This window comes from Mycobacterium fragae, assembly GCF_002102185.1.
GTDB lineage: Bacteria > Actinomycetota > Actinomycetes > Mycobacteriales > Mycobacteriaceae > Mycobacterium > Mycobacterium fragae.
In genome coordinates this window covers 453,269-478,347 of record NZ_LQOW01000031.1, presented here as the reverse complement: position 1 = coordinate 478,347, position 25,079 = coordinate 453,269, and the positions used below count along the sequence as shown (strand labels likewise).

Annotated in this window: 24 protein-coding genes and 1 pseudogene; 9 read left to right on the top strand and 16 right to left on the bottom strand. The window is 67.7% G+C overall.

Annotation, left to right across the window (positions count from 1 at the left end; all coding sequences use genetic code 11):
• Positions 1 to 84 precede the first annotated feature (84 nt).
• Positions 85 to 1,401, top strand: coding sequence for a glycosyltransferase 87 family protein (locus AWC06_RS20610; RefSeq protein ID WP_085199823.1), 1,317 nt, complete (start codon positions 85 to 87; stop codon positions 1,399 to 1,401).
• Here AWC06_RS20610 and AWC06_RS20605 read toward each other — a convergent pair.
• From AWC06_RS20605 to AWC06_RS20585, 5 genes are all read right to left on the bottom strand, one after another.
• Complete coding sequence (locus AWC06_RS20605) at positions 1,398 to 2,135, bottom strand: lysophospholipid acyltransferase family protein (protein WP_085199822.1); 738 nt, start codon at positions 2,133 to 2,135, stop codon at positions 1,398 to 1,400. The two genes, AWC06_RS20610 and AWC06_RS20605, sit on opposite strands and share 4 nt — an antisense overlap.
• An 87-nt stretch (positions 2,136 to 2,222) precedes the next feature.
• Positions 2,223 to 2,600, bottom strand: coding sequence for a hypothetical protein (locus AWC06_RS20600; RefSeq protein ID WP_085200086.1), 378 nt, complete (start codon positions 2,598 to 2,600; stop codon positions 2,223 to 2,225).
• The gene (locus tag AWC06_RS20595) at positions 2,597 to 3,859 is read right to left on the bottom strand and encodes an ArsA family ATPase (protein WP_085199821.1); all 1,263 of its coding nucleotides are present in this window, start codon (positions 3,857 to 3,859) and stop codon (positions 2,597 to 2,599) included. Before AWC06_RS20595 ends, AWC06_RS20600 begins: the two co-directional genes overlap by 4 nt.
• Positions 3,852 to 4,289, bottom strand: a complete 438-nt coding sequence (locus AWC06_RS20590) for an SRPBCC family protein (RefSeq protein WP_085199820.1) — start codon at positions 4,287 to 4,289, stop codon at positions 3,852 to 3,854. The genes AWC06_RS20595 and AWC06_RS20590 overlap by 8 nt, the downstream gene beginning before the upstream one ends.
• A gap of 77 nt (positions 4,290 to 4,366) precedes the next feature.
• Positions 4,367 to 4,771: a polyketide cyclase / dehydrase and lipid transport gene (locus AWC06_RS20585; RefSeq protein ID WP_139820180.1), complete on the bottom strand. Its 405-nt coding sequence runs from the start codon at positions 4,769 to 4,771 to the stop codon at positions 4,367 to 4,369.
• Between the two features lie 125 nt (positions 4,772 to 4,896).
• Between AWC06_RS20585 and AWC06_RS20580 the strand changes: the two genes are divergently transcribed.
• Positions 4,897 to 6,699: an AMP-dependent synthetase/ligase gene (locus AWC06_RS20580; RefSeq protein WP_085199818.1), complete on the top strand. Its 1,803-nt coding sequence runs from the start codon at positions 4,897 to 4,899 to the stop codon at positions 6,697 to 6,699.
• On the opposite strand, the gene pimB is transcribed toward AWC06_RS20580, so the two are convergent.
• From pimB to AWC06_RS20560, 4 genes are all read right to left on the bottom strand, one after another.
• Complete coding sequence (gene pimB, locus AWC06_RS20575) at positions 6,700 to 7,833, bottom strand: GDP-mannose-dependent alpha-(1-6)-phosphatidylinositol monomannoside mannosyltransferase (protein ID WP_085199817.1); 1,134 nt, start codon at positions 7,831 to 7,833, stop codon at positions 6,700 to 6,702.
• A 9-nt stretch (positions 7,834 to 7,842) separates the two neighbouring features.
• Entirely contained in the window at positions 7,843 to 8,520 is a 678-nt protein-coding gene (locus AWC06_RS20570; RefSeq protein WP_372458112.1) for a hypothetical protein, read from the bottom strand.
• 166 nt (positions 8,521 to 8,686) lie between these two features.
• Positions 8,687 to 9,823: a peptidoglycan hydrolase RipC gene (gene ripC / locus AWC06_RS20565; RefSeq protein WP_085199815.1), complete on the bottom strand. Its 1,137-nt coding sequence runs from the start codon at positions 9,821 to 9,823 to the stop codon at positions 8,687 to 8,689.
• A 128-nt stretch (positions 9,824 to 9,951) separates the two neighbouring features.
• On the bottom strand, positions 9,952 to 10,173 hold the full coding sequence (locus tag AWC06_RS20560) for a hypothetical protein (RefSeq protein ID WP_085199814.1): 222 nt from the start codon (positions 10,171 to 10,173) through the stop codon (positions 9,952 to 9,954).
• A gap of 112 nt (positions 10,174 to 10,285) precedes the next feature.
• On the opposite strand from AWC06_RS20560, the pseudogene AWC06_RS20555 reads away from it, so the two are divergent.
• Positions 10,286 to 12,070, top strand: a pseudogene (locus tag AWC06_RS20555) (DEDD exonuclease domain-containing protein); the annotation flags it as partial.
• Here the strand turns inward: AWC06_RS20555 and trpD are convergent.
• Complete coding sequence (gene trpD / locus AWC06_RS20550) at positions 12,008 to 13,069, bottom strand: anthranilate phosphoribosyltransferase (protein ID WP_227371055.1); 1,062 nt, start codon at positions 13,067 to 13,069, stop codon at positions 12,008 to 12,010. The pseudogene AWC06_RS20555 and the gene trpD sit on opposite strands and share 63 nt — an antisense overlap.
• A 112-nt stretch (positions 13,070 to 13,181) precedes the next feature.
• Between trpD and ctaE the strand changes: the two genes are divergently transcribed.
• The 4 genes from ctaE to qcrB are packed head-to-tail and all read left to right on the top strand — an operon-like array spanning position 13,182 to position 17,507.
• Positions 13,182 to 13,793 carry an aa3-type cytochrome oxidase subunit III gene (gene ctaE, locus AWC06_RS20545; protein ID WP_085199811.1) on the top strand — a complete coding sequence of 204 codons (612 nt, stop codon included), beginning with the start codon at positions 13,182 to 13,184 and terminating at the stop codon, positions 13,791 to 13,793.
• On the top strand, positions 13,790 to 14,641 hold the full coding sequence (gene qcrC, locus AWC06_RS20540; protein ID WP_085199810.1) for a cytochrome bc1 complex diheme cytochrome c subunit: 852 nt from the start codon (positions 13,790 to 13,792) through the stop codon (positions 14,639 to 14,641). Before ctaE ends, qcrC begins: the two co-directional genes overlap by 4 nt.
• Positions 14,638 to 15,843 carry a cytochrome bc1 complex Rieske iron-sulfur subunit gene (gene qcrA / locus AWC06_RS20535; protein WP_085200085.1) on the top strand — a complete coding sequence of 402 codons (1,206 nt, stop codon included), beginning with the start codon at positions 14,638 to 14,640 and terminating at the stop codon, positions 15,841 to 15,843. The genes qcrC and qcrA overlap by 4 nt, the downstream gene beginning before the upstream one ends.
• Positions 15,840 to 17,507: a cytochrome bc1 complex cytochrome b subunit gene (gene qcrB / locus AWC06_RS20530; protein ID WP_085199809.1), complete on the top strand. Its 1,668-nt coding sequence runs from the start codon at positions 15,840 to 15,842 to the stop codon at positions 17,505 to 17,507. Before qcrA ends, qcrB begins: the two co-directional genes overlap by 4 nt.
• Positions 17,508 to 17,521: 14 nt before the next feature.
• Here qcrB and AWC06_RS20525 read toward each other — a convergent pair whose 3' ends face one another.
• The 4 genes from AWC06_RS20525 to ctaC all read right to left on the bottom strand — a co-directional run bounded on the left by AWC06_RS20525 (position 17,522) and on the right by ctaC (position 20,767).
• Positions 17,522 to 18,157, bottom strand: coding sequence for a DUF2561 family protein (locus tag AWC06_RS20525; RefSeq protein ID WP_085199808.1), 636 nt, complete (start codon positions 18,155 to 18,157; stop codon positions 17,522 to 17,524).
• Entirely contained in the window at positions 18,157 to 19,071 is a 915-nt protein-coding gene (locus AWC06_RS20520) for an MmpS family transport accessory protein (RefSeq protein WP_085199807.1), read from the bottom strand. The genes AWC06_RS20525 and AWC06_RS20520 overlap by 1 nt, the downstream gene beginning before the upstream one ends.
• 206 nt (positions 19,072 to 19,277) lie before the next feature.
• On the bottom strand, positions 19,278 to 19,697 hold the full coding sequence (locus AWC06_RS20515) for a cytochrome c oxidase subunit 4 (RefSeq protein ID WP_085199806.1): 420 nt from the start codon (positions 19,695 to 19,697) through the stop codon (positions 19,278 to 19,280).
• Between the two features lie 8 nt (positions 19,698 to 19,705).
• Complete coding sequence (gene ctaC, locus AWC06_RS20510) at positions 19,706 to 20,767, bottom strand: aa3-type cytochrome oxidase subunit II (RefSeq protein ID WP_443677343.1); 1,062 nt, start codon at positions 20,765 to 20,767, stop codon at positions 19,706 to 19,708.
• Positions 20,768 to 20,901: 134 nt separating this feature from the next.
• Here ctaC and asnB point away from each other — a divergent pair, with 134 nt between their 5' ends.
• Positions 20,902 to 22,839 carry an asparagine synthase (glutamine-hydrolyzing) gene (gene asnB / locus AWC06_RS20505; RefSeq protein WP_085199805.1) on the top strand — a complete coding sequence of 646 codons (1,938 nt, stop codon included), beginning with the start codon at positions 20,902 to 20,904 and terminating at the stop codon, positions 22,837 to 22,839.
• Between the two features lie 15 nt (positions 22,840 to 22,854).
• Here asnB and AWC06_RS20500 read toward each other — a convergent pair whose 3' ends face one another.
• The gene (locus AWC06_RS20500) at positions 22,855 to 23,829 is read right to left on the bottom strand and encodes a carbohydrate kinase family protein (protein WP_085199804.1); all 975 of its coding nucleotides are present in this window, start codon (positions 23,827 to 23,829) and stop codon (positions 22,855 to 22,857) included.
• 139 nt (positions 23,830 to 23,968) lie between these two features.
• On the opposite strand from AWC06_RS20500, the gene AWC06_RS20495 reads away from it, so the two are divergent.
• Positions 23,969 to 24,643 carry an Rv0361 family membrane protein gene (locus AWC06_RS20495; protein ID WP_085199803.1) on the top strand — a complete coding sequence of 225 codons (675 nt, stop codon included), beginning with the start codon at positions 23,969 to 23,971 and terminating at the stop codon, positions 24,641 to 24,643.
• 52 nt (positions 24,644 to 24,695) lie between these two features.
• Here AWC06_RS20495 and AWC06_RS20490 read toward each other — a convergent pair whose 3' ends face one another.
• Positions 24,696 to 25,052, bottom strand: coding sequence for an iron-sulfur cluster assembly accessory protein (locus AWC06_RS20490; protein WP_085199802.1), 357 nt, complete (start codon positions 25,050 to 25,052; stop codon positions 24,696 to 24,698).
• Positions 25,053 to 25,079: the final 27 nt, after the last annotated feature.

Sequence of the window (25,079 nt, the reverse complement as noted above, 5' to 3'; positions counted from 1 at the left end):
CACTCTAGAAACTTACGCCCACTTTGCTCCCGGGGCCGTCCGCAACACCGCATTGGGCAGCGGCCCCGATAGGCTGTCCCCGACATGAGTAGACGGCAGTCGCCCGACGTGGGCAGTTGGCGCGGGCGGGTAGCCACCGGGTGGGCCGCCTGGAGTTCGTTCGGGCTGTTGGTGCTTGCGGCGCTGAGCTACTGGACCTGGCGCGTGTTCGAGCACAGGTCGTATCGCATCGACGTCCACGTCTACCGGATGGGAGCCCAGGCCTGGCTCGATGGCCACCAACTCTACGGCGACGTGTTCTTCAAGACCTGGCTCGAGGACCATCCGCTTCCGTTCACGTATCCCCCGATCGCTGCGGTATTGTTCACCCCCTTCACCTGGCTCTCGCTGCACGACGCCTCGCTGACCATGACGATCATCTCCGCGGTGCTGCTGGTGGTGTCCGCCGCGATGGTCCTCACCTCCCTGGGCATCTGCAGCGCCACCAGGCCCGGTGGCGTGCCGACCGCCTGGCGGCGCTACTGCGTGGCCGGAGCGATCGTCGTGGCGGCCATCGCGCTGAACATGGAGCCGATTTGGTCCAATTTCGACTACGGCCAGATCAACGTGGTGGTGATGACCATGGTCCTGGCCGACTGCTTGCCGCGACGCACCCGGTGGCCGCGTGGACTGCTGCTGGGCGTGGCGATGTCGGTCAAGCTCACCCCCGCGGTGGCACTGATCTATTTGATGCTGCGCCGCGAACGGCGGGCCGTACTGACCGCGCTGGCCACATTCGCGGTCAGCGTGCTGCTCGCTGCGGTGCTGGCGCCCCGCGATTCCTGGCAGTACTGGACCAGTTCGCTGTTCCACACCAACCGGATCGGTGACACCGCGCTGAACACCAATCAGAACTTCGCCGGCGTGCTGGCCCGGATGGGTCTGACCGGCGGCCTGCATTTCGTGGTGTGGGCGACGGCCGGCACAGCCGCGCTGGCGCTCACCGTGTGGGCGGTGCGACGGCTGCTGCACGCGGACGAACCCGTATTGGCCCTCATGTGCGTGGCGCTGCTGGCCCTGCTGGTCTCGCCGGTGTCGTGGTCACACCACTGGGTGTGGTCGCTACCGACCATCGTGACCCTGGCCGTGGTCGGTTACCGTCGCAGAAGCGTGCCGGTCCTCGGCTTGGCCGGCGCCGGACTGGCGCTGATGCGCTGGTCGCCGATCAGGCTGCTAGGCGAGCACTCCAATCTGCGCGAGCAACTGATCGGAGTGGGGTATGTGTGGTGGGCGCTCGCCGTCATCGCGATCGCCGGCCTGACCGTCACCGCGCCGAAGAGTGCCACCGAGAGCGCGCCCGCCCCCGTCGCCGAGGCCGAAGCAGCCGACGAACCTTTCAGGACCGCATCGTCGGCGACCTAGCCGGCCGCCGTCTCGGGAATCCGGGCCGGTGGGTGTCCCGACTGCTGCGGGCCGGACCCGTTGCCGCTCTCCTTGACTGCGGCGGCGTAGATGTCGACGTATTCCTGGCCGGATAGCCGCATCAACTCGTAAATCACCTCGTCGATGACGGCGCGCTCGATGAACCGGTTGCCCTCAAGCCCCTCGAACCGGGAGAAGTCCATCGGCTTGCCGAACCGAACCGTGACCCGGCCGAAGCGCAGCATCTTTTTGCCCGGCGGGTTGACGACGTTGGTGCCGATCATCGCCACCGGAATCACCGGCACCCCGGTTTGCAAGGCCAGCCGCGCCAGGCCGGTCTTGCCCTTGTACAGCCGGCCGTCGGGTGAGCGGGTGCCTTCGGGGTACATGCCCAGCAGCTTGCCCTCACGCAACAGACGCTCCGCGGTGTCCAGCGCGGCCTGCGCGGCGTCGGCGTTGCTGCGATCGATTGGCACCTGCCCGGCCACCGTGTAAAACCAGCGGGTGAACCACCCCTTCAATCCGGTGCCGGTGAAGTATTCGGCCTTCGCCAAGAAGGTGATCCGGCGACGCACCACCAGCGGAAGGTAGAAGCTGTCGGCTACGGCGAGATGGTTACTGGCGAGGATCGCGGGCCCGGAACTCGGAACGTATTCCAGCCCTTCAACTTTCGGCCGACCGAGCAACTGGAACAGCGGGCCCATGAAGATGTACTTGAATAGCCAGTACCACATGGACCCTCCCACTCACCCGCATGTTCTGCGCCAAGCGTACCCATCGAGTGTGGACGGGACCACAGGAAGCTCGCGACCTGCGGCCGCTCACTCCTCCACGGTGACGGTGATGGGCTGGTACCGGCTCGTCGCGCCGGCGTCGGGCGGGGCCTCGGCCGGAACCCCACCACCCGGCGGACCGTGCGGCGGTGGCCCCGATCTGTCGACTTGCTCGACGATGGCCCGGATCACCGCCAGCAGAGCCACGCTGTGTTCGGCGATGACGGTCAGCAGTGGGTGTTCCTCCCCGGTCACCACCGCCGCCAACGCGCACACCGGACACCACACCTGCTGACACTTGCCGGTGCCGGCGCCGTCCCCCATGGCCCGCGACGCCGCGGCACGCACCGCAGGGTCGATCCCGTCGAGAATGCTCTGCGCGAGCTTGCGCAACTCGGGACCGATGTCGGGGTGGACGCCACTCACGTCGGCCACACCTCCGGATCAGGTCGAAAACGCACTGTCAACTCGCTACCTCGAAGATGCGCGTCCAGCACCGTGCACCGTCGCAGTACGGACGCCAACCGAACTCTGCGCCGCATCCCGCCGGCACCGATGATCAGGTCGTCGCCGACCCGGCCCAGGGTAAGTGCGCCGGAATCGACCTGCGGCAACTCTAGCCGTAATCGGTACACCGATCCCAGGCCGGATCCCGATTCCAGGTCGACGACGGGACGCAACGGCCCGGGCGGCGCCGACCCGTCGCGACGGCGTGCGCTGTCCAACAGTTCAGCCAGTGCCTTGGCGCCGATCGGCTCGCCGGCCAGATGCGGGGTGAGCACCAGCGCCACGTCGCCGATGGTGGCCTCGAGCTCGTCCAGCACGGCGCGTTGCTCACCGATCCGTTCGGAGTACCAGTCGAAGGCCGGGTGTGCGGGCAGATTGCGGTACTCGTACGAATCGTCCTGCACCAGAATCTGATTGACGATCAACTCTTCGACGCGAACGCCCATCAACGACAAGGAGCCCAGCGTCCGGGCCGCTTCGGCGGCCACCACCCGCTCGGCGGTCAGGACCAGGTGGGCACCGACCCGGGCGCCGTCGGTCAGCAGGGCGGACAACCGTTCGACACCGGCGCTGGCGCGCTCCAGGAACTCGACCACCGCGGTCGAGCGGGCGTCGTCGCCGGCGGTGGCAAGCCGGCGGTGCCGCGGCCACGCGCGCTCGACGTACAGCGCGAAGGTGGCCGGCAGCGTCAGCATCCGCAACGCGTCCGCGGTGGAGGCACAGTCGACCACGACGTGGTCCCATTGGCCTGCCCCGGCAAGTTCCCCGACCTCGTGCAGCCCGAGAACTTCCTGAATACCCGGCAGCGCCGAGAGTTCTTGGGGCGCAATGCTATCCAGCTCCGATTCGGGAAAGCGCCGGCCCAGCGTGTCGACCACGCTGCACCAGCGCGCCTCGAGCAGTGCCAAGGTGTCCATGGCCAGTGCGTCCAGGAAGCCGCCGCCGACGTCGATGTCGTCGGCGAGGACCCTGACGGGCTCTCGACGGCCGGTCGGCGGGACTGCGACGCCAAGCACGTCACCCAGCGAGTGCGCTTGGTCAGTGGACACCACCAGCACCCGCTGGCCGGCGCGCGCGTCACGCACGGCGGTCGCCGCCGCCAGGGTGGACTTTCCTACCCCGCCCTTGCCGACGAACAGACTGATCCTGGCCAGGGCGGGCGCTCCAGACTCACTCAGCCTCGACTCGTTTCTTCAGATCTTTCAACGCGGTATCGGTCAGCCTGCGCTCGGCCTTGCGTTTGAGCAACCCGATCATCGGAATCGCCAGGTCGACCGTGAGCTCATAGGTGACATCGGTGCCAGACCCTTTGGGCCTCAACAGATATGCGCCTTCAAGCGAACGCAGCAACGAGCTGGAGACCAGCGACCAGCGCACTGAGTTGCGATCCTTCGGCCAGTCGTAGGAGAACACCAGGGTGTCCTTGAGGATGGCGGTGTCCAGCACCATGCGCGCCACCTTCGGGTAACCCTGGTCGTCGGCCTCCAGCACTTCGGCCTCGGTGTACTCCGAGACCCACTCCGGATAGGCATCGATGTCGGCGATCACCTTCATCACCGTGCCGGGTTCCGCATCGATGTAGATCGTCTGCGCAGTCTTCTCCGCCACCTAGTCGCTTCCTTCTCTTCCCGTACGCAGGTCGAATCTCCGGGCCGCAAGTCCTCGGCAGAAACGGTACTCCCGTATTAACCCTGGGCGGGCGAAGCGGCCGGAGAAATCCCGACCGGACGGGAGCGCTCCAGCGCCGCCTTCACTTCGAAAGCCATTCTCTTGCCCGCAACCCGGCGACGGTGAGTCATTTTGCCGAGGTTCAACCGGGCCAATTGCCAGGCGGCCACTCCGGACGGCTCGGCGTGCAGAAAGTAGTGCAACAGCACCCCGTCCAGCGCCGGTTCCAGCCACACCTCCATGGTGCCGGTGAGTGGCCCGGTCACCGTCCATCGAATCCCCTTGTCGCCGCGATCTTCGATGACTTCCAGCCGCAGATCCGGCCACCACCGTCGCCAGCTGGCCCGGTCGCCGACCGCAACGCCGACTCGTGCGGCGTCCGCGGCGACAAACGTCACGTCGGCGACTTGAACGCTGTGCACGGCCATAGCTTCACATACCGCGGTGGTGGCCGGACACCGCGACCGGCGATTTCGTCGCCAGACTAGGCTGGGCTGCACTCAGCCGGATCAAATCAGCCGGAGTAGATCGAGCGAAGGTCAGAAGAGTGCGCGAATTCAGTGTTCCCGCCCCATTCACAGTGGGCGAGCACGACAACATCGTCTCCGCAGTGTTCGACCACGAACGCGACGACCCGGACACCGTGATCTTCCAACGGCTGATCGACGGCACCTGGACCGATGTCACATGCGCGGCCGCGGCCGCTCAAATCCGCTCCGCCGCATTGGGTTTGATCGCCCAAGGAGTGCAGGCGGGCGATCGGGTGGCGATCTTTTCGGCCACCCGTTACGAGTGGGCGATCCTCGACTTCGCCATCCTCGCGGTAGGGGCGGTCACCGTCCCGATCTACGAGACGTCGTCGGCCGAGCAGGTGCGCTGGGTGCTGCAGGACTCGGGGGCGGTGGCGGTGTTCGCCGAGAGCGACAAGCACGCGACAATGGTCGCCGAGCTCAGCGGCGAGCTGCCCGAGCTGCGGCGGGTCCTGCACATCGATGGGGCAGGCCCCAAGGCGCTGGACCAGCTCGCCGAGGAAGGCGCATCGGTCGACGCCGCCGAGCTCACCAGCCGGGTCGAGGGCCTGCGCAGCACCGCTCCCGCGACGTTGATCTACACCTCGGGCACCACCGGGCGCCCCAAAGGCTGTCAGCTGACCCATTCCAACCTCGTCTACGAGATCCGGGGCGCCAAGGAATCGCTGCCCACGCTGCTGGCCAAGGGTGAGCGCATGCTGGTGTTTCTGCCGTTGGCCCACGTGCTGGCCCGGGCGATCACCCTGGCCGCTTTCGCCAACAAGGTCACCGTCGGATTCACCAGTGACATCAAGAATCTGGTGCCGATGTTCGGGGTGTTCAAGCCGACGATCGTGGTCTCGGTGCCGCGGGTGTTCGAGAAGGTGTACAACACCGCCGCGCAGAACGCCGCCAACGACGGCAAGGGCTGGATCTTCAAGCGGGCCGCCCAGACCGCGGTGGACTGGAGCGAGGCCTGCGACCGCGGCGGCCCCGGGATGCTCCTGCGGGCCAGGCACGCGATGTTCGACCGGTTGGTGTATCACAAGCTGCGCGCGGCGCTCGGCGGCGACTGCCGCGCGTCCATCTCCGGCGGCGGCCCGCTGGGCGCGCGGCTCGGCCACTTCTACCGCGGCGTCGGGCTGACCATCCATGAGGGCTACGGCCTGACCGAGACCAGCGCGGCGATCACCGTCAACCAGGTCGGCGACCTGAAGATCGGCACGGTCGGAAAGCTGTTGCCCGGCAACAGCATGCGAATCGCCGACGACGGCGAATTGCTGGTGCGCGGCGGTGTGGTGTTCGCCGAGTACTGGCGCAACGAGCAGGCCACCGCCGAGGCGATGGCCGACGGCTGGTTCAAGACCGGTGACCTGGGCGCCATCGACGAGGACGGTTTCCTGAAGATCACCGGTCGCAAGAAAGAGATCATCGTGACCGCCGGCGGCAAGAACGTCGCACCCGCGGTGCTCGAGGACCAGTTGCGGGGACACGCGCTGATCAGCCAGGCGATGGTGGTCGGCGACGCCAAGCCGTTCATCGGGGCATTGATCACCATCGACCCCGAAGCGTTCGAAGGCTGGAAGCAGCGCAACAGCAAGGCCGCCGACGCTTCGGTGGGCGATCTGGCCACCGACCCGGACCTGCTGGCCGAGGTGGACGCCGCCGTCAAACAGGCGAATTTGTCGGTGTCACATGCGGAGTCGATCCGCAAGTTCCGCATTCTGCCCGTCGACTTCACCGAGGACACCGGCGAGCTGACGCCGACGATGAAGGTCAAGCGCAAGGTGGTGGCCGAGAAGTTCGCCGACGACATCGAGGCGATCTACACCAAGGACTGACTACCGCAACAGGTCCGCCATTCGCGCGGCGAGCGTGTCCCATTGCCAGTGCGCGGTCACCCAATCCCGCCCGGCGGCGCCCATCGCGGCGGCACGGTCCGGGTCGGCAAGCAGCTCGGCGACGGCGTCGGCGACCTGGTTCACCGAACGACCGTCCACCACGAACCCGGTCTTGTTGTGCCGCACGGTTTCTGGCGCTCCGCCCGAACGGCCGGCGATGACGGGCACGCCCGTGGCGGAGGCTTCCAGGAAAACGATTCCCAGCCCCTCGACATCCAGACCCGCGCCGCGGGTGCGACAGGGCATGGCGAATACGTCGGCCATTGCGTGGTGGGCGGGTAGCTCATCGGCCGGTATCCCGGCGGTGAACGTCACGTGTTCACCCACCCCGTAACGCTGTGCCAACCGGCGCAGTGCGGCCAGGTACGGGCCGCCGCCAACGATGACCAGCGCGGCGCCGTCCACCCGCCGCCTGATTGACGGCAACGCCCGGATCAGCATGTCCTGGCCCTTGCGGGGCACCAGCCGGGACACGCACACCACTGTGGGCCGCTCACCCAGCCGGTAGCGGGTACGCAGCTCGGCGCGACTGGCCGGGTCCGGGCGAAACCGCTCGATGTCGACGCCGGGCGGCAGGTGCTCCAATGCGGCCTCGGGCCCGAACGCCGACGCGAACCGCCCCCGGGTGTAGCGGCTGACGAAGGTGACGACGTCGCAGCCCTCGCCGATTCGGCGCAGCACCGATCGGGCCACCGGCAGCATCGACCACCCCACTTCGTGGCCGTGGGTGCTGGCCAATATTCGGGTGGCACCGGCCCGACGGGCGCTTTGCGCCAGCAGCCCCAGCGGCGCGGCCGCGCCGAACCAGACGGTGTCGGCGGCCTGCTCGGCGATCAGACGGCGCATCCGGGCGTCGACGGTCGGGACCGGCAGCATCAGCGTCCCGGGATGGCGCACGACCCGATAGCGCGCTGTCTGCGCATCAAAGGCCTCGGCTCCCTTCCACTGCGGCGCGTAGACGGTCACCGCATGCTCCCCGGCGTCGGCCAGCCGGGTAACCAGCTCCAGCAGATAGGCCTGGATGCCGCCGCGCCGAGGCGGAAAGTCGTTGGTTACCAGTAGGACCCGGGACACCTGCGTAGGCTAGCCGGTCAGCCACTGCCGCCAGCGGGCCAGCACCCCCGCGGTGTCGGTGCCGAGCACGTCGTGCACCGCGGTGGGAAAGTCGCTGTGCCCGACGCCGCATGCGGCTTGGTAGAGCGCGCGCAACGTCGCCGCCCCACGGGTGTCGGCGACGAAACGCGCGAACCACCACGCCCGGTCGTAGCCGAGCGAACGCTGCGGACCCGGCGCGTCGAGGTCGGCATCCGACGGCAGGGCCGTCGGTAGCGGCGTCGCCTCGGGCGCCGCGCCTGGTCGCGCGACGTAGTCGGCCACACCTTCGGTCAGCCATCGTGGTGCATCGAGCGCGGTCTCGGCGCGCACTGCGTAGTGAAAAAGCTCGTGGCTCAACACGATTCGCAGCGCGGCCGGGCTCATGGCCGCGGCCCCCGGCGCGAACACGATGCGTTGGCCCACCGCGATCCGCCGGGCCGGATCGACCCGATCGGCGACGGCGACCGCCGCGATATCAGCCCACTTCGCCGGCGGGCCGCCCCCGGCCTCGGCTTCGAACCGACGCTGTGACCCGGTGGCCACGATGCTGATATCACGCGGCCAGTCGGCGCCCCAAAAGCTCTGCACCGCATCGATGGCCACGTCGATGTTCGCCGCCACGCGGTTCAGCAAATCCTCCACGCTGGGGCCTCCGAGGTTGACCATTCGCACGGTTCGGTCGGCGACGACGAGCACTCGCGTCGCGCCGGGCGTGCCGACTGCCGTGTGACTGGCAGACGGGGCTGACGGGCGGATGAGAACCGCGGCGGCGAGGATCAGCTCGGCGCCAAGCGCGCAGGCCAACAGCGCCGGTACCCACCGGCGTCGGCGCTCAGTAGCGACGGGCGTTGTAGATCGGGCCGGACGAGTTCATCGGCACCACCCGCACCGGCACGCCGTAGGTGGACGAATGGACCATGAGGCCGTCACCGATGTAGATGCCCGCATGGGACGCGTCGGAGTAGAAGGTCAGCACGTCACCGGGTTGCAGGTCGGACAGCGCCACGGGCTGCCCGCCGTGGGCCAAGGCCTGGCTGGAATGCGGCAGCGCGATGCCGGCCTGCTTGAACGCCCACATGACCAGCCCCGAGCAGTCGAAGGCGCCGGGCGAGGCGCCGCCCCACGAGTAGGCCGAGCCGACCTGGGTGAGCGCCGCCTGCACGGCGATGTGGCCCTCATTGGTGCCCGGTGCCGCCGCCGGCATGGGCTCACCGGGCTGCGCGCCGGGCTGGCCTGCGCCGGGCGGTAAGGCCTCCGGGGCGGGAGGAGCCGCGGCCAGAGCGGCGGGTTCCGCCGGGGCGGGCCCCGGCGCGGCCAGTGCGGTGCGTTGCTGCGGGCTGAGCGCAAGGTACTGCGACTTGACCAGGGCGATCTGTGACTGCAGCCGGCTCTGCTTGGACTGCAGGCTCGCGCGCACGGCCGCGGCCTGTTCGGCTGCGGTCTTGGCATCGGCGGCCGACTTCGCGGATGCCAGCTCGGCCTGAGCGGCCTGCGCGCGGGTGGCCCGGTAGCTTGCCATCTGCGCGAGCATCTCGGTGGAGATCACCCGCTGTACGGCCAGCTTGCCGATCAGTTGCTGCGGCGACTCCGCGGTGAGGATGGCGCCCATACCGTCGGTGCGACCGCCCATGTACGCCGCCGCAGCAAACTTATCGACACCGGTTTGGAAGGTTGCCAATCGCGACTTCGCGGCTTCCACCGCGGCTAGGTCGTCGGAATGCTTCTTCTCGGCGGCGCGCTGCGCGGCCAGCTTCTGGTTGAGGTCGAGCTGCGCACTGTGCATCGCCTCGGTGGTCTGCTCGGCTTGGCGCGACAGCTCGTTGAGTTTTGCCGTGGCGTCATCCGCCGGGTCGGCCAGCACATTGCCGGCAGCAAGGCCGGAGAGGGAAAGGGTGGCCGCTACAGCGGCGAGAGCAAATCGCTTAAGGGTGCGCCCAGTCCAGCCTCTACCGTCTAGCCCCGACCCCAAGATTTCGCATCCTTAAAACCCGTCGACGAGATCCGTCGAATTTGCTTTAGGTCTCAGACAGGTTACGAAATGGTATAGGCGTTGTCCAACGGTGGAACATTAAGAAATCAGCAAGATTCTGGCGGCGGTCACGCCACCCCGGGACGGTGGATCGGCACCAGCCGAAGCCGCGGGGCCAAGCCGGCGTCGGCGAGCACCTCCAACGCCGCGCGCTCATCCTCCAGCAAAGTTTCCGGTACCCCGAGTATCACGCTGACGACGCAGTCACGGCATCCGGGACCGCGTGCCGCGCAGTCGTCGCAGTCGATTACCACCGGCCCCGTCGGCTCGGGCTTGCTGGTGTGCGCCATCTGACTGGTCCTCTCGATCTCTTGGCAGGCCTGGCGGCAGATTAACCGCCGGCACCGACAAGTCCCGTGTCGCGACCCAGCGGTGTCGGTGCGGCTGCTTACCGTTTGCGCCATGGGTGGCGCCGAGCAGCTGAGTTTCGCCGGCCTGGACGAGCTCGCCGAGCTGTCGCTGCGCGAGACGACGTTCGTCGTCGTCGACCTGGAAACCACCGGCGGGGCGGCCTGCGACGCCATCACCGAGATCGGCGCGGTCAAGGTGCGCGGCGGCGAGGTGCTGGGCGAGTTCGCCACCCTGGTCGACCCGCAGCGCAGCATCCCGCCGCAGATCGTGCGGCTCACCGGCATCACCACCGCGATGGTGTGCGACGCCCCCACTATCGGCGCGGTACTGCCGGCCTTCCTCGAGTTCTCCCGCGGCGCCGTGCTGGTCGCCCACAACGCCCGGTTCGACGTCGGGTTCCTGCGGTCAGCCGCCGAGCAATGCGGAATCGGGTGGCCGCGGCCGCAGGTGCTGTGCACGGTCCGGCTGGCCCGTCGGGTGCTCAGCCGCGAAGAAGCACCCAGCGTGCGGCTCGCGTCGTTGGCGCGCCTGTTCGCCGTCGCCAACGAGCCGACCCACCGGGCCCTCGACGACGCCCGCGCCACCGTCGAGGTGTTGCACGCCCTGATCGAACGCGTGGGCAACCAGGGCGTGCACACCTACGCGGACCTGCGCTCGTATCTGCCCGGCGTGACGCCGGCCCAGCGTCGTAAGCGAGTGCTCGCCGAGGCGCTGCCACACCGGCCGGGGGTCTACCTGTTCCGCGGGCCGACTGGTGAAGTGCTCTATGTCGGTACGGCAATTGATCTGCGGCGCAGGGTAACTCAGTACTTCAACGGCGCTGACCGGCGTACTCGTACCAGGGAGATGGTCGCGCTGGCCCAATCCGTCGACCACATCGAGTGCGCGCACGCCCTGGAAGCCGGTGTCCGCGAGCTGCGGATGCTGGCCGCGCACGCCCCGCCCTACAACCGCCGCTCGCGGTTCCCGCACCGCTGGTGGTGGATTGTCTTGACCGACGAGGCATTTCCGCGGTTCTCGGCGGTGCGGGCCCCGCGACACGAGCGCGCGGTCGGCCCGTTTCGCTCCCGGGCCGACGCCGCCGACACGGCGGCGCTCCTCGCGCGGTTCACCGGCCTGCGCACCTGCACCACCCGGCTGGCCCGCTCGGCGCTGCACGGGCCGGCCTGCCCGGCCCGCGAAGTGTCACCGTGCCCGGCCGGCCGTGACATCACCGCCGCGCAGTACGCCCCGACCGTGCAGCATGCCGCGGCGTTGATCGACGGCCAGGACAACACGGCGCTGGCCGCCGCGGTCGAGCAGATCACCGCGCTGGCCGACCGCCACCGCTACGAAAGCGCCGCCCGGTTGCGCGATCACACCGTCGCGGCCATCGAGGTGCTGTGGCGCGGCCAGCGCCTGCGGGCGCTGGCCACGCTGCGAGAGTTGGTGGCCGCCGCGCCCGATGGGCGCGGCGGCTGGCAGCTCGCCGTCATCCGCTACGGCCAACTCGCCGCGGCCGGCACGGCCGACCGCGGCGTGCCACCGATGCCCGTCGTCGACGCCTTGCGGGCCGGCGCGCAGGTGGTGCTGCCGCGCGCCGCCCCGGTGGGCGGCGCGCGGGTCGAGGAGACTTCACTGATCGCGCGCTGGCTTGCGGCCCCAGGTGTGCGCATCGTCTGCGTCGACGGCGAGACCGGCTGGGCCTCGCCGCTGCGATCCGCGGGCCGGTGGGCGGACTGGGCGGCGGCGGCCCGCTCAGCGCGGGCCGCCGCAGAACAAGCGCTGGAAACCTCAGAGCTGCTGGCCGAACCGCACCCATCGCGCGAGCAGCTGTTCGGCCGCACCGGAATCGATCGCGTCGGCGGCGCGGCGCAGCCCGTCCTCCCACGCCGGCAGCCACTCGGCGCTGCTGGATAGCCCGGCATGCGCCACCAGCGCACCCGCGGCGTTGAGCACCACCGCGTCGCGCACCGGGCCCTTGGCCCCCGCCAACACCGAACGCGCCTCTGCCGCATTGGCTGCCGCGTCGCCGCCCAACAAGTCCCGAAGCTCCGCGCGGGCGAACCCGAAGCCCGCCGGGTCGAACGTCAACTTGTCTACGGTGCCGGCCTGGACCCGCCAGATCGTGCTGGTTGTGGTGGTGGTCAATTCGTCGAGCCCGTCGTCGCCGTGCACCACCAACACGCTGGACCGTCGTGCCGCGAACACCCCCGCCATCACCTCGGCCAGGTCGGCGAACGCGCAACCGATCAGGCCGGACCGCGGTTGTCCCGGATTAGTCAGCGGCCCAAGCAGATTGAAGACTGTCGGCACACCCACTTCGCGCCGCACCGCGGACGCATGCCGGTACGAGGGATGAAACGTCGGCGCGAAGCAGAACCCGATCCCGACCTCGGCGACGCTGCGGGCAACCTCGTCGGGCCCCAGGTCGATGCGCACCCCGAGCGCCTCCAGGGTGTCGGCGCCCCCGGCCAACGACGACGCCGCCCGGTTGCCGTGCTTGACCACCCGAACTCCGCTGGCCGCCACCACGATCGCCGCCATGGTCGACAGGTTGACGGTGCTCACGCCGTCGCCGCCGGTGCCCACCACGTCGACAGCGTCGGCGCCGATGTCGTCGATGGGCACCCGGCGGGCATGGTCGAGCATCACGTCGGCCAGCTCACCGACCTCCGCCGCGGTCGGGACCTTCATCGTCAGAGCCACCGCGAAGGCCGCGATCTGCGCCGGCGTCGCGGCGCCGGTCATGATCTGCTGCATCGCCCAGCCGGCCTGCCCGCGGGCCAGATTCTGCCCGGCCGTCAGACCCGACAGCACCCGCGGCCAGGACAACCCGTTAGACGACACCGCCACGCGCCGATGGTCCCACGACCAGCAGCGCCCGGCTACGCCGCGCTTGCGATCGCCGCACCAATTGCCGCCCCCGGGTGGAGTTCGACAACTACAAAGCGTCATACTTGCGGATGTGACGAGTGCGGTAGGGACCTCGGGTACTGCTATCACGGCGCGAGTACATTCGCTCAACCGCCCCAACATGGTCAGTGTCGGCACCATAGTGTGGCTTTCCAGCGAACTGATGTTCTTTGCTGGATTGTTCGCGATGTACTTCACGGCGCGCGCTCAGGCCGGCGGTGACTGGCCACCGGAGCCGACGCACCTGAACCTCTACCAGGCGGTGCCCGTCACGCTGGTGCTGATCGCCTCGTCATTCACCTGCCAGATGGGGGTGTTCGCCGCCGAGCGCGGCGATGTGTTCGGACTGCGCCGCTGGTATGTCATCACCTTTCTAATGGGGCTGTTCTTCGTCCTCGGGCAGGGCTACGAGTACTACCACCTGACCGGTCACGGCACCACCATCCCGGGCAGCGCCTACGGCAGCGTGTTCTACCTGGCCACCGGCTTTCACGGGCTGCACGTCATCGGCGGTCTGATCGCCTTCATCTTCCTGCTGGCCCGCACCACGATGAGCAAGTTCACCCCGGCGCAGGCAACCGCATCGATCGTCGTCTCCTATTACTGGCACTTCGTCGACATCGTCTGGATCGCCCTGTTCGCAACGATTTACTTCATCCGATGACCAGCCGTTTAACGAACAGGAGTGCTTGGTTGAAGACCTTTGCGTCACCACGAGCGAGGCGGCGGCTGCGCCGCCGCTTTTCCGCCGGGCTGCTGCTGTTGGTGGCGCTGACGGTGGCGGGCGGGCTGGCCGCCATTTTGACTCCCCGCCCGCAAGTCGCCGTCGCCGACGAGTCAGCCTCGGCGTTGTTGCGCACCGGCAAGCAGCTTTTCGACACCTCGTGCGTGTCCTGCCACGGCGCCAACCTGCAGGGTGTGGGCGGCCGCGGCCCGAGCCTGATCGGTGTGGGCGAGGCGGCGGTCTACTTTCAGACGTCCACGGGGCGGATGCCCGCCGCGCGCGGGGAGGCGCAGGCACCCCGCAAAGACCCGATTTTCGACGAACACCAGATCGACGCGCTGGGCGCCTACGTGCAAGCCAATGGCGGCGGCCCGACTGTGGTGCGCAACCCCGACGGCAGCGTCGCGATGAAATCGCTGCGCGGCGACGACTTGGGCCGCGGCGGAGACCTGTTCAGGCTCAACTGCGCCTCGTGCCACAACTTCACCGGCAAAGGCGGAGCGCTGTCGTCGGGTAAGTACGCCCCCGACCTGGAGCCCGCCAACGAGCAGCAGATCCTGGCCGCGATGCTGACCGGCCCGCAGAACATGCCGAAGTTCGCCGACCGTCAGCTGTCTTTCGAAGCCAAGAAGGACATCATCGCCTACGTGAAAAACGCCACCGAGGAACGCCAACCGGGCGGCTACGGCCTGGGCGGCTTCGGACCGGCGCCCGAGGGCATGGCGATGTGGATCATCGGAATGGTCGCCGTCATCGGCGTCGCACTGTGGATTGGGGCGCGAACGTGACCGACGCTAAGGGCACCGACGTACCGGGCCAGAAGGGCGTTGAAGGGCAGCCCAGCGAGGCTGAACTGCACGCGATGTCGCGCGAGGAGCTGGTCGACCTGGGCGGCCGGCTCGACGGCGTCGAAACCGTCTACAAGGAATCGCGCTGGCCGGTGGCCGGCACCAAAGCCGAGAAGCGCACCGACCGTCGGGTGGCACGCTGGTTTTTGCTGGGCGGCTTTTTCGGGTTCGCGCTGCTGGTGGTGTTCCTGTTCTGGCCGTGGGAGTACAAGCCGGAGGGATCGGCGGGCAGCTTCTGGTACGCGCTCACCACCCCGCTCTACGGCCTGACCTTCGGGCTTTCCATCATGTCGATTGCCGTCGGCGCGGTTTTGTTCCAGAAAAAGTTTATCCCCGAAGAGATTTCGATCCAGGAACGCCATGACGGCGGGGGCCAGGGCTCACCGGAGATTCACCGTAAGACGGTGGTCGCCAACCTGACCGACGCGTTCGAAACCTCGACGCTGCGGCGTCGCAAACTGATCGGCCTGTCGCTGGGCGCCGGCTTGGGCGCGTTCGGCCTCGGTACCCTGGTGGCGTTTGCCGGGGGGCTCATCAAGAACCCGTGGAAACCGGTGGTGCCGACGGCCAACGGCAAGAAAGCCGTGCTGTGGACCTCGGGCTGGACGCCGCGCTACGCCGGCGAAACCATCTACCTGGCCCGTGCCACCGGCGAGCATGTCGGCGCGCCGTTCGTCAGGTTGCGCCCCGAAGACATCGATGCCGGCGGAATGGAGACGGTGTTCCCGTGGCGCGAGTCCGACGGCGACGGCACCACCCACGAATCGCGCGAGCGGTTGCAGACCATCATGATGGGCGTCCGTAACCCGGTCATGCTCATCCGTCTCAAGCCCGGTGACATGTCCCGGGTGGTCAAACGAAAAGGCCAGGAGAGCTTCAACTTCGGCGAATTCTTCGCCTTCACCAAGGTCTGCTCGCACCTGGGCTGCCCGTCGTCGCTCTATGAGCAGCAGTCCTACCGGATCCTCTGCCCGTGTCACCAGTCGCAGTTCGACGCGCTGCAGTACGCCAAGCCGATCTTCGGGCCGGCGGCGCGCGCACTGGCGCAGCTGCCGATCACCATCGACACCAACGGCTATCTGGTCGCCAACGGCGACTTCATCGAACCTGTCGGACCGGCATTTTGGGAGCGCACCTCATGAGTCCGAAACTCGATGTAGGCAACATCCTGGCCCGCCAAGCCGAGGACATCGACACCCGTTATCACCCGTCGGCCGCGGTGCGACGCCAGCTCAACAAGGTCTTCCCGTCACACTGGTCGTTCTTGCTGGGCGAAATCGCCTTGTACAGCTTCATCGTGCTGCTGATCACCGGCGTGTATCTGACGCTGTTCTTCGATCCGTCGATGACCGAGGTCACCTACAACGGCGTCTACCAACCGCTGCGCGGCGTGGCGATGTCGCGGGCCTATGAGTCCGCGCTCAACATCTCCTTCGAGGTCCGCGGCGGCCTGTTCGTCCGCCAGATCCACCACTGGGCCGCGCTGATGTTCGCCGCGGCGATCATGGTGCACCTGGCCCGCGTCTTCTTCACCGGCGCGTTCCGCCGGCCCCGCGAGATGAACTGGGTGCTCGGCGCGCTGCTGCTGATCCTGGCCATGTTCGAGGGGTACTTCGGCTACTCGCTGCCCGACGACCTGCTCTCGGGTATCGGTCTGCGGGCCGCCCTGTCGTCAATCACGTTGGGAATTCCGGTGATCGGGACCTGGATGCACTGGGCGCTGATGGGCGGCGACTTCCCCGGCACCATCCTGATCCCGCGGCTGTACGCGCTGCACATCCTGCTGATCCCGGGCATCATCCTGGCGCTGATCGGGGTGCACCTGGCGTTGGTGTGGTTCCAGAAGCACACCCAGTTCCCCGGTCCCGGCCGCACCGAGAAGAACGTGGTCGGGGTGCGGGTGATGCCGGTGTTCGCGGTCAAGTCCGGGGCCTTCTTCGCGCTGACGACCGCCATCCTGGGCTTGATGGGCGGCCTGTTACAGATCAACCCGATCTGGAATCTGGGGCCCTACAAGCCATCTCAGGTTTCGGCCGGTTCACAGCCGGACTTCTACATGATGTGGACCGAGGGCCTGGCCCGTATCTGGCCGGCGTGGGAGTTCTACTTCTGGCACCACACGATTCCCGGCGCCGTCGGGGTGGCGCTGATCATGGGCCTGGTGTTCGTGCTGCTGACCATCTACCCGTTCCTGGAGAAGCGGTTCACCGGCGACTATGCGCACCACAACCTGCTGCAGCGCCCGCGTGATGTGCCGGCTCGAACTGCGGTGGGCGCCATGGCGATCGCGTTCTACATGGTGCTGACGCTGAGCGCCATGAACGACATCATCGCCTACAAGTTCCACATCTCGCTGAATGCGACGACGTGGATCGGCCGCATCTCGGCGGTGGTGCTTCCGCCGATCATCTACTTCGTCACCTACCGATGGTGCCTCGGGCTGCAGCGCAGCGACCGTGCCGTGCTCGAGCACGGCATCGAGACCGGCATCATCAAGCGGTTGCCGCACGGCGCCTACATCGAATTGCACCAGCCGCTCGGCCCGGTCGACGATCACGGTCACCCGCTGCCGCTGGAATACCAAGGGGCACCGGTGCCCAACAAGATGAACAAGCTCGGTTCGGCCGGGTCGCCGGGCTCCGGTAGCTTCCTGTTCGCCGATCCGGTGTCGGAGGACACGGCGCTGCGCGAGGCCGCCCACGCCGGCGAGCAGCGTGCTCTTACCGCGCTGCGCGAGCATCAGGACAGCAACGGCGCTCATACAGGCTCGCCCAACGGCGAGCGCGGCGAGCACCCCGAGCACTAGCGCCGTCGTCGGGCTTATTCGGTGAGCATGCGACGTAGCCGTCGCACGTGTCGCCACGGGATCAACGGCATCGCCAACGTGACCAGACCGGCGATCACATAGCCGGTCCACGCGGCGCCGTAGTGGCCGAGGGCCATCAGGTAGGTCGCCGTCGCCACGGCAACCAGGGCCACCCCCATCGTGCCCATCAGAGCGACGGTGCCGCGGAGCCAGATCCGGTCGATTGCGGTGTCCGGCAACGCCGGTCGCCACGCCTCCACGGGCTCACTACGGGCCTGGCGGGTCGTGGTTCGCGTCGGCGAATACCCGGACCTGATCGGTTGTGCGCTGGCGCTGCGCACCGGCACGCGGGCCGGTCGGGCGACCGGCTCGGACCGAGCGGTGCGCCGGGCGCGCAGCAGCACTGGTATCGCAGCCAGGATGACCAGAGCAGAGATGACGATGATGGCGTAGAGCACCGACGAGGTGTGCGGGCTTCCCGCCGCTTGGTGGAAACCCCGGCCGAGGTCCGCCAGTGCGACGATGGCGGCCACGCTCATCCCCACCAACAGGAGCCAGACGGCGGCGCACAGGCCGACCATGATGCGATCGGCGGTACCCGGCGACACCGCGCCCCGACCACGCCAGGCTTCGGAGTAGCTGTCGGCCATCAGCAGTTCGTCTGTGGCGCGTTGTTTTCGTTCGACGACAACACTTTGCCGTCGCTGGTGGTGATCGAGCAGTTGAGCCGGCTCAGCCGCAGCAAGCTGGAGGCCTCCACCGAGCCGACCTCGGACTGCGAGATCGGTGTGAGCGTGAGCGTCCACGGGATGTACACGTTGTGCTGGGTCCGTCGCAGGCCCGACGCGTCGGTATAAGTGATCGTGATCTGGTCGAACGGCGCCTTGGTGCCGGTCACCGAATACGTGACCTGCCGAGGTCCGGCCGGGCTGGGCGGAGGGGGCGGCGGCGCCGCCGCCGGTGGACTCGCCGGCGCCGGCGCAGGCGCCGGAGCCGGGGCCGGTGGTGGTGGCGCCTCGCTGCTCGGCGGCGGAGGTGGCGGAGGTGCCTCGCTGCTCGACGGCGGAGGTGGCGGCGCCTTGCTGGTCGATGGCGGCGGCGCCGCAGTTGGCGGCGTGGTGCGGATGATCTCGTCCTGCATCGGCGGCGTCGATGTGGGCGCCGTGCCGGGCGTGGCTAACTTGTTGGTGTCAGTGCGTGCGAACAGCAGCGCCACCGACACAACCAGGGCGATCGCCGCGATGATCGCGGCAACCCCTACCACCCACGGCCAGCGCGGCGTGCTGGGTTCCTCATCGGCCGAGTCGTCGTAGCTGTCGTAGTCATACAGATCCAGGTCGACGGGCACATACGGGCCACTGCTGAAGTGTTCGGATTCCGGAGCCGAGTAGGCCTGCGAATGGAAGTCGGTCGGGGCGGTCTCGTCGCCGCCCGAAGCCTCCGCCTCCATCGGCTCTTCGCCGTATTCGCTGTCGTGATAGTCGAATTCGGCGTCGTCGTGGCTGAGCTCAGCCCCGGGTTCCAGTTCTTCGGATTCCGGTCCTGGTGGATTCGGCCCGCTCATGTTTGCCTGTCCTGTCCCGCTATTTCATCGGCATTCATCGGCGCCCCGCAGCATCGCGGCTGTTCGTCTGAGCGCGCGCTCCGATGTTCCTCATTGTGCCTGGCGAAACCCTACCCAACAGGTACCCACACGGCATTCTCGGCGAACTGGTCCACGCTCAACTGACGCCCCGATTGTGACCTTGAACCACCACCAGCCAGCGCCGGTCAGTGCCTTTCGGGACCGAGGTAGTACTCGAAGACCAACCCCGCCGCCGAGCTCAGGACGAAGACCACGCCCGCGACAATCAGCCAGGGCAGCCACAACGCGATGCCGACCGCGGCCACCGAGCCCGAGAGCGCGATCACGATCGGCCACCAGCTGTGCGGGCTGAAGAAACCCAGCTCCCCTGCGCCATCGCTGATTTCAGCGCCCTCGTAGTCCTCGGGACGGGTGTCCAGCCGGCGGGCCACAAAGCGGAAGAAGGTCGCCACGATCAGCGCCATCCCAGAGGTCAGCACCAGCGCAGTCGTACCGGCCCACTCCACACCGCCGGTGGCGAACAAGGCGGTCAGCACGCCGTAGAGGACCGCGGTCAGCAGGAAGAACGCCCACACGAATTCGAACAGCCTGGCTTCGATATGCATCGGTTTTCCTACTTACTCGCTTGCGGCGCCAGCTCACCGCGGCGGGTTTCGAACGGATGCGTGGTCACCGCGACCGGAGGCTGGTCGATCGCCTGTAAGGCCTCGGCATTCGTTTTACCGGCCCGGCGCTGATCCAGGTAGGCCTTGAAGTCGTTTGCCGTCACCACCCGGACCTCGAAGTTCATCATCGAGTGGTAGGTGCCGCACATCTCGGCGCAGCGGCCGACGAACGGTCCGGTCCTGGTGATCTCGGCGACCTGGAATTTGTTGACGGAGTGGTTGGCCTCCGGGTCGGGCATCACGTCGCGCTTGAACAGGAATTCCGGCACCCAGAACGCGTGCACGACGTCGGCGGAGGCCAGCTGGAACTCGATCCGCTTGCCAGCGGGCAGCACCAGGACCGGAATCTGGGTGCTGGTGCCCAGCGTCTCGACCTGGTCGAAATTGAGGTAGGTGCGGTCCTCGGTGTTGAGCCCGCGTACCGGCCCGACGAGCTCCTCGCCGTGCTTGTCCTTGCCCGCGGGCTTGGAGACCATCCGGGCTTTCTTTGCCGGGTCGGCGCCGTCGTATCTGTATGTGCCGTCCTTGAAGTCGACCTTCTGGTAACCGAACTTCCAGTTCCACTGGAATGACGTGACGTCGACGACGACCTCGGGGTCGGACGCCAGGTGCAGCATCTTCTCCTGCACCACCACGGTGAAATAGAACAGCACCGAGATGATCAGGAAGGGTGTCACTGTGAGCACCAGCTCCAGCGGCATGTTGTAGCCGAATTGGCGGGGCAGTTCGGTGTCGGAGGCTCTCTTGCGGTGAAACGCGCTGGACCAGAAGATCAGGCCCCACACGATGACGCCGACCACCAGGGACGCGATCACCGCACCGATCCACAGCTGCCGGTTGAAGTCGGCCTCCGGGGTGATGCCCCGCGGCCAGCCCAGCCCCAGCACCTCCGTCCAGCTGCAACCGCTCAGGGTGATGGCCAGCATGCCCAGCAGGCCGGCCAGCACCGGCAGCCGAAGCCGGCGGGACCGGCGGGAGCCTGCAGAACGGCCTGCCCCGCGAGCTATCACGTTGGCGCCTCCTGTATCGCAAGCTGGGCCGACGGGTCGGCCGACTCCCTGCAGCAATCGAATACTACGCAGCGTAGACCACCGGGGCGGGTTCTCGGGCCTGTGGGGTCCGGCGGTGCGGCATACTGGCAGCGGTGTGTGGACTGCTGGCCTTCGTGGGTGCCGCGGCCCACAGTGCCGACGATGTCGCCGACGAGGTCGCACGCGCATCGCACCTGATGCGTCATCGTGGGCCCGACGAGCCGGGCACCTGGGCCGATCCGGCCGGCGCTGTCGTGTTCGGCTTCAACCGGCTGTCGATCATCGACATCGCGCATTCGCATCAACCGCTGCGCTGGGGGCCGCCGGATACGCCTGACCGCTATGAGTTGGTGTTCAACGGCGAGATCTACAACTACCTGGAGTTGCGTGCCGAATTGGCCGAGCGCCACGGCGCGGTTTTCGCCACCGATGGCGACGGCGAGGCCATCGTCGCCGCGTACCACCACTGGGGTGCGGACGCTCTGACCCGATTGCGCGGCATGTTCGCGTTCGCGCTCTGGGACACCGTCAATCGCGAATTGTTCTGCGCCCGTGACCCTTTCGGTATCAAGCCGCTGTTCGTGGCAACCGGCGCCGGTGGCACTGCCGTGGCCAGTGAAAAGAAATGCCTGCTGGAGCTGGCCGAGCTGATCCGATTCGACACCGCAATCGATGATCGCGCCGTGCAGCACTACACCGTTCTGCAATACGTGCCCGAACCGGAGACCCTGCACCGCGGGGTGCGCCGGCTCGAATCGGGTTGCTATGCGCGGATCCGTCCCGACCAGCCCGAGCCGGATGTCACCCGCTACTTCGTGCCCCGGTTCGTCGCCACCCCGATCACGCGCGACAACGAGCAGGTCCGCTACGACGAGATCACCGCGGTGCTGGAGGACTCCGTCGCCAAGCACATGCGTGCCGACGTCACCGTCGGCGCATTTCTGTCCGGAGGCATCGACTCGACGGCGATCGCGGCGCTGGCCATCCGGCACAACCCCCGGCTGATCACCTTCACCACCGGTTTCGAGCGCGAAGGGTTCTCCGAGATCGACGTCGCGGTGGCCTCGGCGGAGGCGATCGGCGCGCGGCACATCGCCAAGGTGGTCAAGCCGGACGAGTTCGTCGCCGCGCTGCCCGAAATCGTCTGGTATCTCGACGAACCGGTGGCCGACCCGGCGCTGGTGCCGTTGTTCTTCGTGGCTCGCGAGGCCCGCAAGCATGTCAAGGTGGTGCTCTCCGGCGAGGGGGCCGACGAGCTGTTCGGCGGCTACACCATCTATCGGGAACCGTTGTCGCTCAAGCCGTTCAACTATCTGCCCGGGCCGCTGAGGCGCTCGATGGGCAAGGTGTCCAAGCCGCTGCCGGAGGGCATGCGCGGCAAGAGCCTGTTACACCGCGGATCGCTGACACTCGAGCAGCGCTATTACGGCAATGCCCGCAGTTTCTCCGACGCGCAGCTGCGCGACGTGCTGCCCGGCTTCCGGCCGGACTGGACCCACACCGACGTGACGGCGCCGGTGTATGCCGAATCAGCGGGCTGGGACCCGGTGGCCCGCATGCAGCACATCGACTTGTTCACCTGGCTGCGGGGCGACATCCTGGTCAAGGCCGACAAGATGACGATGGCCAACTCGCTGGAGCTGCGGGTGCCGTTTCTGGATCCCGAGGTATTCGCCGTCGCGTCACGATTGCCGGTGCAGGCCAAGATCACTCGCACCACCACGAAGTACGCGCTGCGGCGCGCACTGGAGCCGATCGTTCCGCCCCATGTGCTCAACCGGCCCAAACTGGGCTTCCCGGTACCCATTCGGCACTGGCTGCGCGCCGGCGAATTGCTGGAATGGGCGCATCAGATCGTAGACTCATCAGCGGCCGGCCACCTGATCAACATCGCCGCGGTCCGCCAGATGCTTGACGAACATCGTTGCGGCACAACCGATCACAGCCGCAGACTATGGACCGTCCTGATCTTCATGCTGTGGCACGCGATCTTCGTCGAGCACAGCGTGGTGCCGCAGATCAGCGAACCGCACTACCCGGTCCAGCTGTAACGGGAGCAGACGCAGCTACCCCAGCGCGGCCGCGATCTCCTGGGCCGCCTCGTCGCCGTAGGCGCCGGCCAGGCGGGTCACCGCCGTCTTGCGGTCCCATTCCCATTCCTGGGTGCCGGTCGACTCCAGCACCAGCACGGCCACCAGTGATCCGAGCTGGGCGGAGCGCTCCAAGCCCAGCCCGGCGCTGCGCCCGGTCAGGAAGCCGGCCCGGAACGCGTCACCCACGCCGGTCGGGTCGACCTGACTGGTCTCGGGCACCACGCCGACGTGGATGGTGGTGCCGTCACGGTCGACCAGGTCGACGCCCTTGGCGCCCAGCGTGGTCACCCGCAGCCCCACCTGCGCCATCACGTCGGCCTCCGTCCAACCCGACTTGGACAGCAGCAGATCCCACTCGTAGTCGTTGGTGAACAGGTATGTGGCCCCGTCGATCAGCTTGCGGATCTCCTCGCCCGAGAGCCGCGCCAGTTGCTGCGAAGGGTCGGCGGCAAACGCCAGACCGAGCTTGCGGCACTCCTCGGTGTGCAAGAACATCGCCTCCGGGTCGTTGGCCCCTACGATCACCAATTCCGGTGTGCCGATTGCCGAAACCACGTCGGCGAGTGAAATCTCGCGCGCCTGCGACATGGCGCCCGGATAGAACGACGCGATCTGCGCCATCTCCAGGTCGGTGGTGCAGACGAAGCGCGCGGTATGCGCGGTGTCGGAGATCAGCACGTTGTCGCAGTTGACGCCGTGCGCCTGCAGCCAGTTCCGGTAGTCGCCGAAGTCGTCGCCGGCCGCGCCCACCAGCGCGACATCACCACCGAGCACGCCGATGGCGTAAGCCATGTTCCCGGCCACGCCGCCGCGGTGGATGACCAGGTCGTCGACCAGGAAGCTCAGCGAAACCTTCTGCAGGTGGTCGGCGAGCAGCTGCTCGGAGAACCGGCCCGGAAACCGCATCAGATGGTCAGTTGCTATCGAACCGGTCACCGCGATCGTCACGAAAAATCCACCCTTCGTTTTCTAAGCTCGGCTAGCTAAGCCTACGCGGGCCTGTGGCTGCCTTTGCGCGGCGGGCCGCCGGCCGCAGGTGCGCTAGCCTGCGTAGAGAGCCCCTAAAAGCCGGAGGAGAAACCACCGAATGCCCGGGCCGTACTCGCCGGACCACGGTATCGACACCGACGGACCACCGTTCACCGAACCCCATCCCAGCCAGCCCATTCCAGCCCAGCAGGCCTACGCCGGACCGCCGGCGGGCGCTGCCGCCGAGGCGGCTCCCCCGTCGGCCGCTTACCCCGGCCTGCTACCGCCGCCCGTGGCCTACCCGAAACCACGCCGCAAACGGCTGGTCCTGGCAACACTGGCGGCCTTGGCGCTGATCGCCGCGATGACCGCCGCGATCGTGTTCGGGGTCCGTGGCGGCGGGACCAGCCCGGGCGGCGCGTTCTCCGAGGCCACCGCAAAGACCGCGATCCAGGGCTACCTCGATGCGCTGGAGCATCGCGACACCGAGACCATCGCCCGCAACACGCTGTGCGGCATTTACGACGCGGTGCGCGACCGAAGGTCCGATCAGGCCCTGGCCAAACTGAGCAGCGACGCGTTCCGCAAGCAGTTCTCCGAGGCACAGGTGACCTCGATCGACAAGATCGTGTACTGGTCGAACTACCAGGCCCAGGTGTTGTTCAGCATGCGGGTCACCCCAACTGCGGGGGGCCGGCCGCGCGACAACGTGCAGGGCATCGCCCAGCTGCTGTCGCAGCAGAACCGAGTGCTGGTGTGCTCCTACGTGCTGCGCACGGCGGGCACGTACTAGCGGCGATCGCAAGCGCGGCGCAGCCGGGCACGGCGGGTCGCCGCCAATCGACCTAGTTGAACGAGTCGCCGCAGGCGCAGGATCCGGTGGCGTTCGGGTTGTCGATGGTGAAGCCCTGCTTTTCGATGGTGTCCACGAAGTCGATTGAGGCGCCTTGAACGTAGGGCGCGCTCATCCGGTCAACCGTCAAGGTCACACCACCGAACTCAGCCGTCAGGTCGCCATCGAGGGACCGGTCGTCGAAGAACAGGTTGTAGCGCAGTCCGGCGCAGCCGCCCGGCTGGACCGCGATGCGCAGCGCCAGGTCGTCACGTCCCTCCTGGTCCAGAAGTGACTTCGCCTTGGCTGCGGCGGCGTCGGTCAGGATCACGCCGTGAGTCTTGGCGGCTGACTCGCCCTGAACAGTCATTGCTTCTCCCCTACATGCCCACTCTGC

Bases quoted from the DNA above. Each gene is read 5' to 3' on its own strand.
- AWC06_RS20610 (WP_085199823.1), top strand. From the start codon at position 85: ATGAGTAGACGGCAGTCGCCCGACGTGGGCAGTTGGCGCGGGCGGGTA.
- AWC06_RS20525 (WP_085199808.1), bottom strand. From the start codon at position 18,157: ATGGCCGACAGCTACTCCGAAGCCTGGCGTGGTCGGGGCGCGGTGTCG.
- AWC06_RS20605 (WP_085199822.1), bottom strand. From the start codon at position 2,135: ATGTGGTACTGGCTATTCAAGTACATCTTCATGGGCCCGCTGTTCCAG.
- AWC06_RS20515 (WP_085199806.1), bottom strand. From the start codon at position 19,697: ATGCATATCGAAGCCAGGCTGTTCGAATTCGTGTGGGCGTTCTTCCTG.
- AWC06_RS20560 (WP_085199814.1), bottom strand. From the start codon at position 10,173: ATGGCGCACACCAGCAAGCCCGAGCCGACGGGGCCGGTGGTAATCGAC.
- AWC06_RS20520 (WP_085199807.1), bottom strand. From the start codon at position 19,071: ATGAGCGGGCCGAATCCACCAGGACCGGAATCCGAAGAACTGGAACCC.
- AWC06_RS20495 (WP_085199803.1), top strand. From the start codon at position 23,969: ATGCCCGGGCCGTACTCGCCGGACCACGGTATCGACACCGACGGACCA.
- qcrC (WP_085199810.1), top strand. From the start codon at position 13,790: ATGACCAGCCGTTTAACGAACAGGAGTGCTTGGTTGAAGACCTTTGCG.
- AWC06_RS20490 (WP_085199802.1), bottom strand. From the start codon at position 25,052: ATGACTGTTCAGGGCGAGTCAGCCGCCAAGACTCACGGCGTGATCCTG.
- AWC06_RS20570 (WP_372458112.1), bottom strand. From the start codon at position 8,520: ATGGTCAACCTCGGAGGCCCCAGCGTGGAGGATTTGCTGAACCGCGTG.
- qcrB (WP_085199809.1), top strand. From the start codon at position 15,840: ATGAGTCCGAAACTCGATGTAGGCAACATCCTGGCCCGCCAAGCCGAG.